This window comes from Pseudoalteromonas sp. XMcav1-K, from assembly GCF_044005875.1.
In the GTDB taxonomy this organism is placed as follows: domain Bacteria; phylum Pseudomonadota; class Gammaproteobacteria; order Enterobacterales; family Alteromonadaceae; genus Pseudoalteromonas; species Pseudoalteromonas spongiae.
Genome location: NZ_JBIPJE010000046.1, coordinates 111,812 through 126,121 on the forward strand (window position 1 = coordinate 111,812; position 14,310 = coordinate 126,121).

Consider the following 14,310-nt stretch of genomic DNA (forward strand, 5'->3'; position numbering starts at 1 on the left):
TGTATTAAATTTTACGCCGATTTTAGGTTAAATAGCCTTATCGCCATAAAACCTAATGCGTATTAAAAAATACGTTATTTTTACCTTGAAGTTTGGCTCTTGCGACAGAGTGTCTGGCGCCTGCAGTTAGCTGCTTAAGATCTTGCTCTTTTTCTTTCATCTCGCTAATACCTAACGAAACGGTTAGTGTTGGTAAGCGCTTACCACTGCGAGAGCTTATAAATTTTAGCTTTTCTACACCAGAGCGCATGCGTTCTGCAATTTCTTTTGCTGTTTGTACGCTAACGTCAGGCAGTAAAATCATAAACTCTTTGCCTTTAGTACGCACGGGCAGACCACTGTCTTGCACGTACGAACGAATTTTTTTGGCGACTTTACCAATGACAACATCGCCTACCGCTTGACCATACTTCTCATTAAAGTCATTAAAGTCATCAATATCAATGGCTATAGCACACAAGGATTTACCTTGCTCTACCCAAACCGCAGCTTTATCCACCATGTAGGTTTCTTTATATAGGCCGGTTAGTGGGTCAACATGGCGATGCTTTTCAATTTGTTGCAGTTGCTGCTGGCAATTTTTAAGCTCTTGTCTAGCTTGTAATAATGATTCATGCACGTGTTGTTGCGAACCTTTTAGTTCATAGCTCGCATCAATTAGGTCAGCAATAAGCTGTTTTGCTTCACTGATATCTGCATCGTCAATGGCAACTAAACTGCTATCTAATGTGGCAATATACTTGTTTACGCTATCACTGCTCTGGTCAACTGAATTATCCATAATATCAATTGTTTCTGACACACCTTTAACAAGCTTCTTTTGGCTTGAATCGTGTTCAGATAAGTAGCGATTAAATAGGTTTTCTAGGGTGTAACTATCTAATTTTTCGTCGGCAGCAAGCAGTGCTTCAATTTCTTCGCACAGCGCATCATGAGATTTTGAGATATAGCTATAGATCGTATGATAGTTGATCGGAATTGGTGGTAAGTTATACCTTTCTAAAAACCAGCAAACCTCCGTCATTTTTTGCTGCGCCTGTGCCATGGAATCATGGTACTTCATAAAACCCCAACCTCAGTGGTTAATTACTGCTTAAATATTCACCCTAAATTACTAGCAACCTTCATCCATTGAAGTCCAAAGTAATTAGAAAACAATTTTTATCTTTTGGGAATAGGAAAAGTCTATTAATTATTAAAAAAACTCCCTTTTATTTAGCTTAAATTTAACCGGTGACACGATGTGATTTCAGTGAAATATGAAAAAAATGTATGATTGCTGTATTTACTGTTTTGATTTTATTGGGTTTAAGTGTTTTTGAATTAAGTAATTTATGATTTTTTGCAATTATTTACTTACTTGGTCGCAAATAAGTTGAGATTAAAAATTGAATTTGCGTATGCTGGGTCAATTTTCTATTTTGGTTATTATTTATGAAACCGTTCAATTTATCCCTAGTTGCGTTAACATTATCTAGTACTTTATTGGTAGGTTGCCAATCTACTCAAGATATCACCGCAGCTACTTCAACGAGTGTGCAAGCGCAGAGCGTGAGTGTCTTTGAAAGTGTTGCGAATGACATTGTGGCATATCGTAAAAGTGTTGACCCGTATCAACAAAAAGAAGGTGTTAACGGTTATTTTTTACCAGATTTATCACCTGAGTTTCTAGCTAATAATCATGCCAAGAATGTTGCGTTTTTAGCGCGATTAAACGCTGTTGATGTGAGCGCGTTGGATGAGCAAAACCGGATTAACCACGCGATTATATTTTCTCAAGTGCAAAACTCGGTAGATGAGTATGACTTTAATGCACACTACATGCCGTTAACCTCTGAGTTTGGTTTTCACTCTGCATTGTCATTTATGGTGTCGCGCAGCAGCTTTAAAACCGTTGAAGATTATCAGCTTTACTTAAAACGTCTTGCAGGTGTACCGCGTTATTTTGAGCAGAATATAGCGTGGATGAAAAAGGGGATTGCGATAGGGCTAACTCAGCCAAAACCAGTGCTGTTAGGTTATGAGGACTCAATTAATGCGTTTATTGTAAAAAGCCCAGAACAGTCGGAGTTCTATAAGCCATTTAAAAACAAGCCAGAGCACATTTCTGACGCTGATTTTGCAAAACTTAAAACGCAAGCGCAATCGATTATAAGCAACAGCGTGATTCCATCGTACCAAAGCTATTTATCGTTCTTTGAAACCGAATATGCGCCGAATGCACGTGCCGAAATTGGTATTTCAACCACGCCGAATGGCAGTGAGTTTTATCAAAATCGTGTTAAGCATTACACCACAACTGATATGACCGCCGAGCAGGTACACCAGTTGGGTTTAGCTGAGGTGAAGCGGATTCGAGATGAAATGCAGCAAGTAATTGCGAAAACTGGTTTTACCGGCAGTTTTGCTGAATTTGTGCAATTTTTACGAACTGATCCGCAGTTTTACGCTAAATCGGCTGAGCAACTATTAAAAGAAGCGTCGTTTATAGCGAAAAAAGCAGATGCGCAGTTACCTAAGTTTTTTAAACTGCTACCTCGCACACCGTATGGTGTAGCGCCAGTACCAGACTCAATCGCGCCTAAATATACAACGGGTCGTTATGTCGGTGCGAATAAAGACACTGCGCCCGGGTATTATTGGGTAAATACATATGGCTTAGATAAGCGTCCGCTTTATGTGTTAGAAGCATTAACATTGCACGAAGCTGTGCCGGGTCACCATTTACAAATATCACTCAATAAAGAACTAGAAAATGTGCCGGGTTATCGTCGTAGTCACTATATTTCAGCATTTGGCGAGGGGTGGGGCTTATACTCTGAATACCTCGGCAAAGAAATGGGTTTTTACCAAGATGCCTACAGTGATTTTGGCCGTTTAACCTATGAAATGTGGCGTGCGGCACGTTTAGTTGTCGACACAGGTATGCATATGTTTGGTTGGAGTCGTGAGCGCGCAATGACCTTTATGCAGGATAACTCTGCGCTGTCGCTACACAATATTAAAACTGAAACAGATCGTTATATTTCGTGGCCTGGCCAAGCGTTATCATACAAAATTGGTGAGTTAACTATTAAGCGCTTACGTAAAAAGACAGAGCAAGCGTTAGGAGCTGAGTTTGATATTAGAGAGTTCCACTTTCAAATTTTGAAAAACGGTTCACTTCCTCTGAATTTACTCGAAGCACAGATTGACGCATACATCGAAACGGCGAAAAAAGCGTAAGGGTGAATTGCTAAAATAAAGGCTGCTCCAAAGTCCCATGATTCTTATATTCGTGAGATGGTTTCGAAGCAGCCTACATAGCCCCCGACCTGTTATCGTGGCAGCTTCGCAATCATAGGAGTGCTCCCTTAGACCGATAGCTTTGCGTCATCAGCTTTCGCTGAGTTTGCCTTTGTCGAACTTAACAGTTCAAATTAAGTCTAGAACGGGTTTCATTATTTTGCCTATCAATTTGCTGTTTTTTTACTGCAATCTAAACTGAGATAATTTCACGTACTGCTTGCTCCACTTATTAGATGGCGCTACAGTGCGTATCATTAGTAAAATAAATAATAGTTATCATGAACTTAGTTATAAAGAAAATTCTAGTAGCTATTCGACGCCATATTCACTATGTAAGTTGGACGTCGGTTGTTTCTCTGCTGGCAGCACATATGCTCTTAACTTGGGTGTGTTTATTTGCAGCGAAAGAAACAGAGTTATTAGGGATAAATCAATTTATTTATTACTACATAGTGACCACTTCGACGGTTGGGTATGGTGATTTAAGTCCCAGCTCCGATTGGGGAAAACTATTTGTAGCCTTGGTGCAAATTCCTATTGGATTAGCACTGTTTGGTGTGGTGTTAGGTAAAGTTGGACAAAGTATTACGGGGTTAATCAAGGCATCTATGACGGGCGATAAAGATTATTCAGGACAAAGCGAACATATTCTAATTTTTGGTTATCATCCTTCGCGCACACGTAAGATGATTAATTATATTTTGGCTGATAACAAGCGCCTTGAGCGACGAATTTTATTGGCCGTTGACGAGCAGATGACGCATCCGTTTTCAGATAACCCACACGTGGATTTTGTTCGCCTTTCAAGTTTCACTGATGTTGATGAACTTAAGCGTGTGGCAATAGATGGTGCTGATAAAGTAATCGTTGATGGCAACGATGATGATCATACGTTTACTACAGCGCTGAAAATCAGTCGCTTAGTGCATTCATCTTGTCATATCAGCGCGTACTTTCTTGATGAAAGTAAAAGTGAGATGTTGCGAGAACACTGTAAAAACGTGGAATCTACGAGCTCGAAGTCGGTAGAAATTTTGGTACGCTCGATGCAAGATCCAGGTTCAAGTCGTATTCAAGAAGAGCTGCTTTCAACGTTACATGGTGATACTCAGTTTAGTTTGGAAGTCGGTGAAATTAAGCAAAATGTTAAATTTGAAGTGTTATTTTTCCACTTTAAAAAGCAGTTTGATGCGACCATTTTAGGTGTAGCGCATAACCGTATCGGTGAGGGATTAGACTTGAATCCGCCGCTAGAAATGGAAATAAAACAGGGCGACATTTTGCATTATATGTCTGTTGAGCGAGTGCTCAGTGACGAAGTCGATTGGCAATCGATGTAATAGTGCATTAAGCAATTAATAAAAAGGCAACCTAGGTTGCCTTTTTAGCGAATGCGAAAATGTGGCTCCATATCGACTTCACCAAGATAGTCGATCGTTGCATAGCTAGTATCACATCTTGCGAATGCTAGGTAGTTTTCTTCTAGTTTTCGCGCAAAAGCAAGTTGATAACCATAGCGATTTAATTTATTTAATTCGACTTTTTGGGCAAAACTTAAGTTGCTCCAAAAGGCATTTAAATCACCTTCTCCTTGCCTTCTCTCCGCTGTAGGCTTATTTGTTAAAGCAGACATAATCTTTCGCAATTAAAAATTAGACAACTTATACTAAACCATTAAAAAGAATACTGTCTAGTCCGATCTGCTTACTTAGTATACTTGTAAATCGTGGTGCAATTTGATGATTGCAACAGCGAGAAACATGCCGAACGTCACTCTGGTAATCAATTCACTCTTTAAATAAACTCTTTGGCTACTCTTTTACGTGGCTATTTAAGTGAATTGCTAGTGTATTTATCGAGTATATATTGCCACTCAGATTCTCTCACCGGTTGAATTGATAGTCGGCTACCTTTTTGCACTAAATGCATATCTGCCAATTGCTGATCGGCTTTAAGCTTGGTGAGTGGAATAATACGTAACTTTTCAACGAATTCTAATGTAACACTTATCCATCTTGGGTTATCGGGTGTTGCTTTAGCATCAAAGTATTTTGATTGCGCATCGAATTGAGATGGATCGGCAAAGGCTGTTTTAATTACCTTAGCAATGCCAACAATGCCGGGTTGTTTACAGCTAGAGTGATAGATAAATACGAGATCGCCTAACGCCACTTGGTCGCGTAGAAAGTTACGTGCTTGATAGTTGCGAATACCATCCCAAATTTCATCATTTTTTGCTTTTAAATCGTCGATAGAAAATTCGTCAGGCTCTGTTTTAAATAACCAATAATGCATTACCTATTCTCGCTAATGTTAAAGTGGCAGGTGTTTGCTATTATAGCGATACTAGGAAATTACGAAATAGTGTTATGAGTCAGGTACTAAACGATCTTTTAGCATTGCTGAAGTTAGAAAAAATAGAACAGGGGCTGTATCGTGGCCCTAGCCAAGATCTTGGTTTTAAAGCTGTTTTTGGCGGTCAAGTTATGGGGCAAGCGCTATCTGCTGCAAAAGAAACCGTTGCAGAAGATAGGCAAGTGCACTCGCTGCACTCATACTTTTTAAGACCTGGCGATGTTGATCACCCGATTGTTTATGATGTAGAGAACATTCGCGATGGCCGCAGTTTTAGCACGCGCAGAGTTAAAGCGATTCAATTTGGTAAGCCGATATTTTATATGACTGCTTCTTTTCAAGTGGATGAAGAGGGGGTGACTCACCAAGCGGCGATGCCTAATGTACCAGGCCCTGAAAAACTGCCATCGTCACTGGATGTTTATCGCGAACACAAAGAACTGATCCCGGAAAAAATTCGCAATAAAATTATTTGTGACAAGCCAATTGAAATGCGACCGGTTAATTTTCAAAACCCGTTTAAGCCTGAAGTAACTCTTGCTGAGCGCTATGTATGGTTTAAAGCTAATGGCGATATGCCAAATGACCCGCGAGTGCATAAATATTTGCTTGCATATGCTTCTGATTTTGAATTTTTACCTACAGCGTTACAACCGCACGGTTTGTCATTTTTACAACCGGATATGCAAGTTGCCACCATTGACCATGCGATGTACTTTCATCGTCCATTCCGTTTAGATGAATGGATTTTATATGCTGTAGATAGCCCTTCAGCCAGTGGAGGCCGAGGGTTAGTTCGAGGGCAGTTCTTTAATCAGAAAGGTGAGTTAATTGCCTCGACGATTCAAGAAGGTGTGATTAGAAAATATGGATAAAAAAGGCGGTGTATACCGCCTTTATTTTTGTTGTCGATAAAAGCTAGTTTTCAAGTGCACTGGCAATACTTGGGTTAAGTTGTTTTAGAATAATTTGACTCAACTGCTTTGTTGTCTCGTTGCCTGTGATGCGGCCTTGTTCGCAATCATCAATCATGTGGTTATGCTTAAGCGTGCTAATAAAACCAGACAACACTTTTTTATCGAAGAATTCTGGTGTATCGATACCAAATAGTTGTGCAAGCTGTTGTGCAAAATCTTGGCTTTGCGTTTCAAGCTGGTCGCGCGAAATGCTGTCACTTGCCAGAATTAATTTAAGTACGCTGGCATAGCGAATTAATGTGCACTGGATAAAGCGTGCTAACAAGTTAAGCTGAGCTAGAGATTTGCTGCTAGGATTAACTGAAATCGCATCGTTTTCAACGGTTAATAACCCAATACCGCTCAAGGCTTCAAGTGAGTCATTTAGATACGTTTCGCAATACGGTTGCATAAACCACTCCTGTTTAAAGAGCGGATATAACGCGTTAACTTGCTTGATTAGCTGGTCGCGAGAAATGTGTTTTTGGCTAATTAAGATTGAGCTAATTAGACTTGGTACTGCGAATAAATGCAGTACGTTATTGCGGTAATAGTTCAGTAATACTTTTTGCGTGTCTTGAATACGGATTACTTCAACTCGCCCTTGCGTAATCACTTCAAATTTATCTAACGTGAGTGCGTGTTCAAGCAGCTCTTCTGCGCTTTTGTTTGGCACACTGACATCTTTGCTGTACGGCGCTAATTCAAGCAATCTCAGGTAGTTTGTCATACAAGCAATGAGCTCGTTACGCGTCATCGCCTGTTTTTCGGTGTTTAACAAAATAGATGACATTAAAGTAACGGCATTGATCGCAGCCGCATTGTTGATGTTGACCATAACTGAATCAGCAAGTTTGCCAACCATTGGCGTTAGCCAATTAGGCTTTTCATTTGCAGCAATGCTGTCGCGCCAATCTGACTGGTGCTGGGTAAGGTATTGATTAATGTTGATTGGTTCGCCAAAGTTTACATTACCTTTGCCGTAATTCTTGAGCTTACGTAGAGTTTTGAATACGCCCAGTACTGACTCATTTTTCTTTTTTTGTCCAGCAAGTTCACCAAGGTAAGTGTTTACTTCCATTACATGTTCGTAACCAATATATACAGGCACGATTGAAATTGGACGATCGATACCGCGCAAAATTGATTGTAATGTCATCGCTAACATACCGGTTTTAGGTGGAAGCAAACGGCCAGTTCGGCTGCGGCCGCCTTCGGTATAAAACTTAACAGCGTAGCCTTTTATAAATAACTGGCTTAAGTATTCACGGAACACTGCGGAATAAAGCTTGTTGCCTTTGAACGAGCGGCGTAAGAAAAAGGCGCCACAGCGTCTAAATATTGGGCCTGCAGGCCAAAAACTTAAATTTATACCTGCTGCAATATGCGGTGGTACAAAACCTTGATGGTAAATAACGTAAGTAAGTAATAAGTAATCCATATGGCTACGATGGCACGGCATATAGATGATTTCGTGGCCTTTGTCGGTCAGCTCTTGAATCCGTTCCGGGTTATTTACTTCAATACCGTTGTATAGCTTGGTCCACAGCCAAGTAAGAATGCGCTCAGAAACACCGATCATTGATTCGTTATAGTTGGCAGCAATTTCATCAACGAGTTTTATGGCATTTTGTCGTGCTTCTACAATTGAGATGTTTTTACTTTTTGCTTCATCTTCAATTGCGGCTTTGACAGTGCTTGATGCTAAAAGACCTTGATACAGCTGATCGCGAGATGGCAGTTTAGGGCCAAGCGCAGCGAGCTTCTGACGTTTAAAGTGGACGCGGGCAACACGAATGAGTTTATGCGGTAAATCATCACTTTGTTGCTTACTGGTAAGCTGCGATAGTTCTAATGGACGACTAAAACGAATTAAGTTGTCGCGGCCAGATAGTAACACGACAAATACTTTACGTAACCAACTTGGTGTAAGAGAACTGGATAAAATAGTGCCAAGGCCTGGCTTTTCTTTACCTGGATTGCGTCCCCATAAAATGGTGACCGGAATAACTTGTAAATCGGTAACGTCAGATTGTTTTAATGCTGCAAATATTTCTTCGCTAATTTCGAGCGCTGGGCTGTCTTTTTTGGCTTTACCAAACAGTGGCGAGCGATGATGAATTGGAATGTACCTTGGAACTTGTTTATCACCAATTTGCTGAGTGACCTGAGGGTCTGGTAAGCCGAGTTTTTTACAGGTGCTGCGCAACGCGGCTGAATCAGAAAAAGAATTTAACAATGTGATGTAAACGGTCGGCTTGTTCTTATCTATTGCGAGGTTGTCTAAAGGGTGTTCAGGCACTATTTTCGAACGTACTAAAAGCTTGTTCATACCGTTTGCAAACCACTGAATCATAGAGCCAACCAACTTCATAACACCAACCTAAAAACAAAAGGGGCGCTAGCATACCAGTTAACTCTAAAAGATTAAATAACTGGTCGTGCCAGAGGAAAAATAAAGCAATTTACTGCGATGATTTTTGATTTGCAGCAATTATCGTCTGTAACTAAGCATAGTGCTAATTATCAAATAATTAAAAGTTGCGAAATAAGAATAACTGTATATACTCACAGTTATCTGTACTGTATGGAAAACCAGTGAATGAGACCATTAACAAAACGTCAGGCACAAATCTTAGAACTTGTTAAAGTATTTATTAAAGATACTGGCATGCCGCCAACGCGCGCAGAAATCGCATCGACACTCGGTTTTAAAAGTGCAAACGCTGCAGAAGAGCATTTAAAAGCATTAGCCAAGAAAGGCGTAATTGAAATGGTGCCAGGCGCTAGCCGTGGTATTCGTTTAGTGGAAGAAGATGAACCCGAGCAACTTGGTTTACCATTAATTGGTCAAGTTGCCGCAGGTTCACCTATTTTGGCTAATGAGCACATTGAAAGCCATTATCAAGTGGATCCAAACCTATTTAACCCATGTGCAGATTTCCTACTGCGTGTACGTGGTGAGAGTATGAAGGATATCGGCATTATGGATGGTGACTTACTTGCTGTTCATCGCACGCCAGTGGCGAATAATGGTCAAGTGGTTGTAGCCCGTGTTGATGAAGATGTAACGGTAAAGCGTTTTGAAAAAGCAGGCAAACAAGTACTATTACATGCAGAAAATGACGATTTTGACACAATTAAAGTCGATTTAGAGCATGATCATTTTAATATCGAAGGCCTTGCGGTTGGCGTTATTAGAAATGCTGACTGGATGTAATACACTTTTGTTGACCTTGGCTAGTGAGTAATTTTGCTAGCCTCACCCTGCTTTAAAACACCCTATTTCTTACTATAACCCCTTCTATTTTTACATCTTCAAAAATCGCTAACTTATAGATTTATAAAAAATTTATCTTAAATTTGACTTGCGTAAAATTTAATCGTTTACTAGACCTTAGTAGTAACCTTGTTTTCTTTTTAAGCAAAGTGCGGCTTTTAGAAAACAAGTATAATAAAGAAAATGGAGTGATGCTGTAGTGCGTCGTGCGATTTAATCGCTAAAACTTTCACTGACCATTTCCTAACAACATAATAATAATTAGCTAAGGAGCGAGCATGAGGCTAGTGAAACTATCCTTATGGTTACTATTGAGCTTTCCTTTTTTAGCAGTTGGGACGAGTCAATATAACTTACCTGTTGGGGTGACAGACATCAGCCGTGATGTCTACGAGCTCCATATGACAATTTTTTATATCTGTTGCGTTATTGGATTAGTAGTATTTGCCATTATGTTTTGGGCAATAATTCATCACCGTAAATCAAAAGGAGCAGTGCCTGCTCAATTTCATGAAAGTACCAAAATTGAAATACTGTGGACCGCAATTCCATTTGTAATTTTGATTGGTATGGCAGTGCCTGCAACCAAAACCTTGATTGCCATGGAAGACACCACTAAAGCTGACCTAACGATTAAAGTCACAGGGTCACAATGGAAGTGGCATTATGAATATCTTGACCACGATGTGTCGTTCTATTCTGTTCTTTCGACTCCACGTGAACAAATCACCAATCAAGATCAAAAAACAGAAACCTACCTATTAGATGTTGATAAACCCCTTATTATTCCAAAAGGAAAAAAAGTACGCTTTTTAATGACTTCGGACGATGTAATTCACTCTTGGTGGGTACCTGAGTTCGCGGTTAAAAAAGATGCGAACCCTGGCTTTATTAACGAAGCGTGGACTAAGGTCAATGAGACCGGTATTTATCGCGGTCAGTGTGCTGAGTTATGCGGAAAAGACCATGGCTTTATGCCAGTGGTTGTTGAAGTTAAAGAGCCTGCTGAATTTGAACAGTGGTTGGCAAATGCGCAGCTTGAAAAAGCGCAAGCAGCGGCTGCAGAAAAAGCGTCACTTGATCTTACACTATCTCAAGATGAGCTAATGACGCTAGGAGAACAAGTGTATATGGCTAATTGTGCTGCGTGTCACCAACCTACTGGGATGGGATTGCCAGGTGTGTTCCCAGCGCTAAAAGATAGCCCAATAGCACTTGGCGATGTTAAAGCACATATCGATATTGTGGTTCATGGCAAGCCAGCAACAGCAATGCAAGGCTATAGCAAAATGTTGTCACTAAAAGAATTAGCGGCAGTAGTGACCTATGAGCGAAATGCTTGGGGTAACAACACTGGCGATTCAGTGCAACCAAGTGATATTCAAGAATCTGTGGGAGAAGCACAATAATGACAACACTAGCTGAATCTCATCACCACCATCATGCGCCAACGGGTTTAAAACGTTGGCTATTTACGACTAACCATAAAGATATCGGTACGCTATATCTGCTATTCGCTCTGTTAATGTTTTTAACGGGTGGCGCAATGGCACTGGTTATTCGTGCCGAATTATTTCAGCCGGGCTTACAATTTGTAGAGCCACACTTTTTTAACCAAATGACTACAGTTCATGGCCTAATCATGGTTTTCGGTGCAGTTATGCCTGCGTTTACTGGCTTGGCAAACTGGATGATTCCTATGATGATTGGCGCACCAGATATGGCACTACCGCGCATGAATAACTGGAGTTTTTGGATTCTACCATTTGCGTTTTTCATTCTGCTTATGTCGTTATTTATGGAAGGCGGCGGCCCAGCTTTTGGTTGGACGTTCTATGCCCCACTATCAACAACATATAGCAATGATAATACGGCACTATTTGTCTTCGCTGTGCATATTATGGGCATTAGCTCAATTATGGGAGCAATCAATGTAATTGTAACCATAGTGAATATGCGTGCACCTGGCATGACCTATATGAAATTACCACTGTTTGTATGGACGTGGTTAATTACCGCATTTTTATTAATTGCGGTGATGCCGGTACTTGCAGGGGCGGTGACTATGGTGCTAACTGATAAATACTTTGGCACAGATTTCTTTAACGCGGCAGGCGGCGGCGACCCAGTAATGTTTCAGCATATTTTCTGGTTCTTCGGACACCCTGAAGTTTACATCATGATTTTACCGGCGTTTGGTGTTATCTCGACGATTATTCCAGCGTTTTCACGCAAGAAACTGTTTGGCTATGCCTCAATGGTGTATGCCACAGCATCAATCGCGTTTCTGTCGTTTATTGTATGGGCGCACCACATGTTTACCACTGGCATGCCATTGGCGGGTGAGTTGTTCTTTATGTATAGCACCATGCTGATATCTGTGCCTACGGGGGTAAAAGTTTTTAATTGGGTAGCGACAATGTGGCGTGGCTCGATTAGCTTTGAAGTGCCGATGCTGTTTTCCATTGCCTTTATTGTGTTATTCACCTTAGGTGGCTTCTCTGGTTTGATGTTGGCAATAACACCAGTCGATTTTCAGTATCACGATACTTACTTTGTGGTTGCTCATTTCCACTATGTGTTGGTAACGGGGGCTGTATTCTCGATAATGGCAGGGGCTTATTATTGGTTACCAAAGTGGACAGGCAACATGTATCACATTGGTCTTGCTAAAACCCATTTCTGGTTATCACTAATTAGCGTAAACATTCTGTTCTTCCCAATGCATTTTGTGGGCTTAGCCGGTATGCCGAGGCGTATTCCTGACTATGCACTGCAGTTTGCTGATTTTAATGCATTGATCAGTATTGGTGGCTTTGCCTTTGGTTTATCTCAATTACTTTTTGTTGCCGTTGTTTTTAAGTGTGCAAAGGGTGGCGAAAAAGTACCTGCCAAAGTGTGGGATGGGGCTGAAGGGTTGGAGTGGGAAGTTGCATCGCCTGCACCTTATCATACGTTCTCTGAGCCGCCGGAAGTGAAGTAATGAATAACGTTAAGCTACTCAAAAAGCTAATCTTAACCAGTTTATTAATGTTTGCGTTTGCCTTTGCGCTGGTGCCACTTTATGACGTTTTCTGTGATATCACAGGGTTGAATGGAAAACCTAATATGGAGCAGGCCCAAGTGAGTGCGCAAAGTGATGAATCGCGCAGTGTACGCGTTACATTTATCACACACGCGCAAGCTGGCGCACCGTTTAAAGTCAAAGCTAAACGCTACAGTGTTGACGTTAGCCCGGGTGAAATGGAGCGCATAGAGTTTATTGCGCAAAACCTTTCGAGTAGCAACAAGATAATGCAAGCCGTACCGTCAGTAGCACCAGGTCGGGCGGCTAAATATTTACATAAAGTGTCTTGCTTTTGTTTTAATCAACAGCCGCTGACAAGTAAAGGCTCAGCGGATTTACCATTGCTCTTTTACCTCGATGAAACCTTGCCAAATGATATTCATGAAGTGACCTTGTCGTACACCATTTACGATATTACAGCAGATGTTGAGGGTAAAGTTGCAAGCAATAGCAAGCGCGATGGAGAGTTAGTCAATGAAAACTCAATATGAAAAATATTATGTACCTGAGCAAAGCCAATGGCCGATTGTGGGTGCTGTTGCTCTGTTCTTAATCGCCATTGGAGCTGGCTTAGCGGTAATGCAAACTGCTAAGCAGCAAGGTGGTTTTGGTTTTCACATTTTAATCTTAGGCATTGCGGTTTTACTTTATATGCTGTTTGGTTGGTTTAAAAATGTGATTGATGAATCTCAAGGTGGGCTTTATTCATCGCAAATGGACCGCTCGTTTAAACAGGGTATGGCGTGGTTTATTTTCTCTGAAGTGATGTTTTTTATGGCATTTTTTGGAGCGCTATTTTATGCCCGTACATTTGCTGTACCGTGGCTCGGTGGTGATAGCAATAACGCGATGACAAACGAAGTGCTATGGCCTTCATTTGAAGCCGTGTGGCCTTTAGTTAGTACGCCAGGTGGTACAGAAACGCAAGTAATGGGTTGGCAAGGTTTACCACTTATCAACACGATTATTCTTTTAACCTCATCGGTGACTTTGCATTTTGCACACACCGCAATTGAGCATGGAAAACGCACGCAGTTAAAGGCAATGCTTGGTTTTACTATTGCTTTAGGGGCGATATTTTTAGCGCTACAGGGTGAGGAGTACGTTCATGCATATCAAGATCTAGGTTTAACACTGGACTCAGGTATATATGGCAATACGTTCTTTTTGCTAACTGGCTTTCACGGCATGCATGTCACGTTAGGCACGCTCATTTTACTTGTCGTATTTATACGAATTTTAAAAGGGCACTTTAGTGAAGAAAAGCACTTTGCTTTCCAAGCCGCAGCTTGGTATTGGCATTTTGTTGACGTTGTATGGTTGTGTTTGTTTGTTTTTGTTTACGTACTTTAAAGGTCAATAAC

Annotated in this window: 12 protein-coding genes and 1 riboswitch; of the genes, 8 read left to right on the plus strand and 4 right to left on the minus strand. The window is 40.9% G+C overall.

Going from position 1 to position 14,310, the window contains the following annotated elements:
• Positions 1-52 precede the first annotated feature (52 nt).
• Positions 53-1,063 carry a diguanylate cyclase domain-containing protein gene (locus tag ACHSBP_RS15470; protein ID WP_010561486.1) on the minus strand — a complete coding sequence of 337 codons (1,011 nt, stop codon included), beginning with the start codon at positions 1,061-1,063 and terminating at the stop codon, positions 53-55.
• Between the two features lie 371 nt (positions 1,064-1,434).
• Here ACHSBP_RS15470 and ACHSBP_RS15475 point away from each other — a divergent pair, with 371 nt between their 5' ends.
• Together ACHSBP_RS15475 and ACHSBP_RS15480 are read left to right on the plus strand one after the other, a co-directional pair.
• Positions 1,435-3,225 carry a DUF885 family protein gene (locus ACHSBP_RS15475; RefSeq protein ID WP_010561487.1) on the plus strand — a complete coding sequence of 597 codons (1,791 nt, stop codon included), beginning with the start codon at positions 1,435-1,437 and terminating at the stop codon, positions 3,223-3,225.
• A 96-nt stretch (positions 3,226-3,321) separates the two neighbouring features.
• Positions 3,322-3,406, minus strand: a riboswitch (cyclic di-GMP riboswitch).
• Between the two features lie 160 nt (positions 3,407-3,566).
• Positions 3,567-4,628 carry a potassium channel family protein gene (locus ACHSBP_RS15480; RefSeq protein ID WP_040641430.1) on the plus strand — a complete coding sequence of 354 codons (1,062 nt, stop codon included), beginning with the start codon at positions 3,567-3,569 and terminating at the stop codon, positions 4,626-4,628.
• A 44-nt stretch (positions 4,629-4,672) separates the two neighbouring features.
• Here ACHSBP_RS15480 and ACHSBP_RS15485 read toward each other — a convergent pair whose 3' ends face one another.
• A complete protein-coding gene (locus ACHSBP_RS15485) occupies positions 4,673-4,921 on the minus strand; it encodes a hypothetical protein (RefSeq protein WP_010561489.1) in 249 nt (82 codons plus the stop codon).
• A 194-nt stretch (positions 4,922-5,115) separates the two neighbouring features.
• Positions 5,116-5,583 (minus strand): EVE domain-containing protein, encoded by a 468-nt coding sequence (locus ACHSBP_RS15490; protein ID WP_010561490.1) that lies wholly within the window; start codon positions 5,581-5,583, stop codon positions 5,116-5,118.
• Between the two features lie 74 nt (positions 5,584-5,657).
• On the opposite strand from ACHSBP_RS15490, the gene tesB reads away from it, so the two are divergent.
• Positions 5,658-6,518 (plus strand): acyl-CoA thioesterase II, encoded by an 861-nt coding sequence (tesB, locus tag ACHSBP_RS15495; RefSeq protein ID WP_010561491.1) that lies wholly within the window; start codon positions 5,658-5,660, stop codon positions 6,516-6,518.
• Between the two features lie 43 nt (positions 6,519-6,561).
• Here tesB and plsB read toward each other — a convergent pair whose 3' ends face one another.
• Complete coding sequence (gene plsB, locus ACHSBP_RS15500; protein ID WP_010561492.1) at positions 6,562-8,973, minus strand: glycerol-3-phosphate 1-O-acyltransferase PlsB; 2,412 nt, start codon at positions 8,971-8,973, stop codon at positions 6,562-6,564.
• 228 nt (positions 8,974-9,201) lie between these two features.
• Between plsB and lexA the strand changes: the two genes are divergently transcribed.
• The 5 genes from lexA to ACHSBP_RS15525 all read left to right on the plus strand — a co-directional run bounded on the left by lexA (position 9,202) and on the right by ACHSBP_RS15525 (position 14,299).
• A complete protein-coding gene (gene lexA, locus ACHSBP_RS15505; protein ID WP_010561493.1) occupies positions 9,202-9,819 on the plus strand; it encodes a transcriptional repressor LexA in 618 nt (205 codons plus the stop codon).
• Positions 9,820-10,157: 338 nt separating this feature from the next.
• Entirely contained in the window at positions 10,158-11,288 is a 1,131-nt protein-coding gene (gene coxB, locus ACHSBP_RS15510) for a cytochrome c oxidase subunit II (RefSeq protein WP_010561494.1), read from the plus strand.
• Positions 11,288-12,862: a cytochrome c oxidase subunit I gene (gene ctaD / locus ACHSBP_RS15515; RefSeq protein ID WP_395389529.1), complete on the plus strand. Its 1,575-nt coding sequence runs from the start codon at positions 11,288-11,290 to the stop codon at positions 12,860-12,862. Before coxB ends, ctaD begins: the two co-directional genes overlap by 1 nt.
• Complete coding sequence (locus ACHSBP_RS15520) at positions 12,862-13,437, plus strand: cytochrome c oxidase assembly protein (protein ID WP_010561496.1); 576 nt, start codon at positions 12,862-12,864, stop codon at positions 13,435-13,437. Before ctaD ends, ACHSBP_RS15520 begins: the two co-directional genes overlap by 1 nt.
• Positions 13,421-14,299, plus strand: coding sequence for a cytochrome c oxidase subunit 3 (locus tag ACHSBP_RS15525; protein ID WP_054978228.1), 879 nt, complete (start codon positions 13,421-13,423; stop codon positions 14,297-14,299). The genes ACHSBP_RS15520 and ACHSBP_RS15525 overlap by 17 nt, the downstream gene beginning before the upstream one ends.
• The last annotated feature ends 11 nt before the right edge of the window (positions 14,300-14,310 follow it).

Bases quoted from the DNA above. Each gene is read 5' to 3' on its own strand.
- ACHSBP_RS15470 (WP_010561486.1), bottom strand. From the start codon at position 1,063: ATGAAGTACCATGATTCCATGGCACAGGCGCAGCAAAAAATGACGGAG.
- ACHSBP_RS15475 (WP_010561487.1), top strand. From the start codon at position 1,435: ATGAAACCGTTCAATTTATCCCTAGTTGCGTTAACATTATCTAGTACT.
- ACHSBP_RS15480 (WP_040641430.1), top strand. From the start codon at position 3,567: ATGAACTTAGTTATAAAGAAAATTCTAGTAGCTATTCGACGCCATATT.
- ACHSBP_RS15485 (WP_010561489.1), bottom strand. From the start codon at position 4,921: ATGTCTGCTTTAACAAATAAGCCTACAGCGGAGAGAAGGCAAGGAGAA.
- ACHSBP_RS15490 (WP_010561490.1), bottom strand. From the start codon at position 5,583: ATGCATTATTGGTTATTTAAAACAGAGCCTGACGAATTTTCTATCGAC.
- tesB (WP_010561491.1), top strand. From the start codon at position 5,658: ATGAGTCAGGTACTAAACGATCTTTTAGCATTGCTGAAGTTAGAAAAA.
- plsB (WP_010561492.1), bottom strand. From the start codon at position 8,973: ATGAAGTTGGTTGGCTCTATGATTCAGTGGTTTGCAAACGGTATGAAC.
- lexA (WP_010561493.1), top strand. From the start codon at position 9,202: ATGAGACCATTAACAAAACGTCAGGCACAAATCTTAGAACTTGTTAAA.
- coxB (WP_010561494.1), top strand. From the start codon at position 10,158: ATGAGGCTAGTGAAACTATCCTTATGGTTACTATTGAGCTTTCCTTTT.
- ctaD (WP_395389529.1), top strand. From the start codon at position 11,288: ATGACAACACTAGCTGAATCTCATCACCACCATCATGCGCCAACGGGT.
- ACHSBP_RS15520 (WP_010561496.1), top strand. From the start codon at position 12,862: ATGAATAACGTTAAGCTACTCAAAAAGCTAATCTTAACCAGTTTATTA.
- ACHSBP_RS15525 (WP_054978228.1), top strand. From the start codon at position 13,421: ATGAAAACTCAATATGAAAAATATTATGTACCTGAGCAAAGCCAATGG.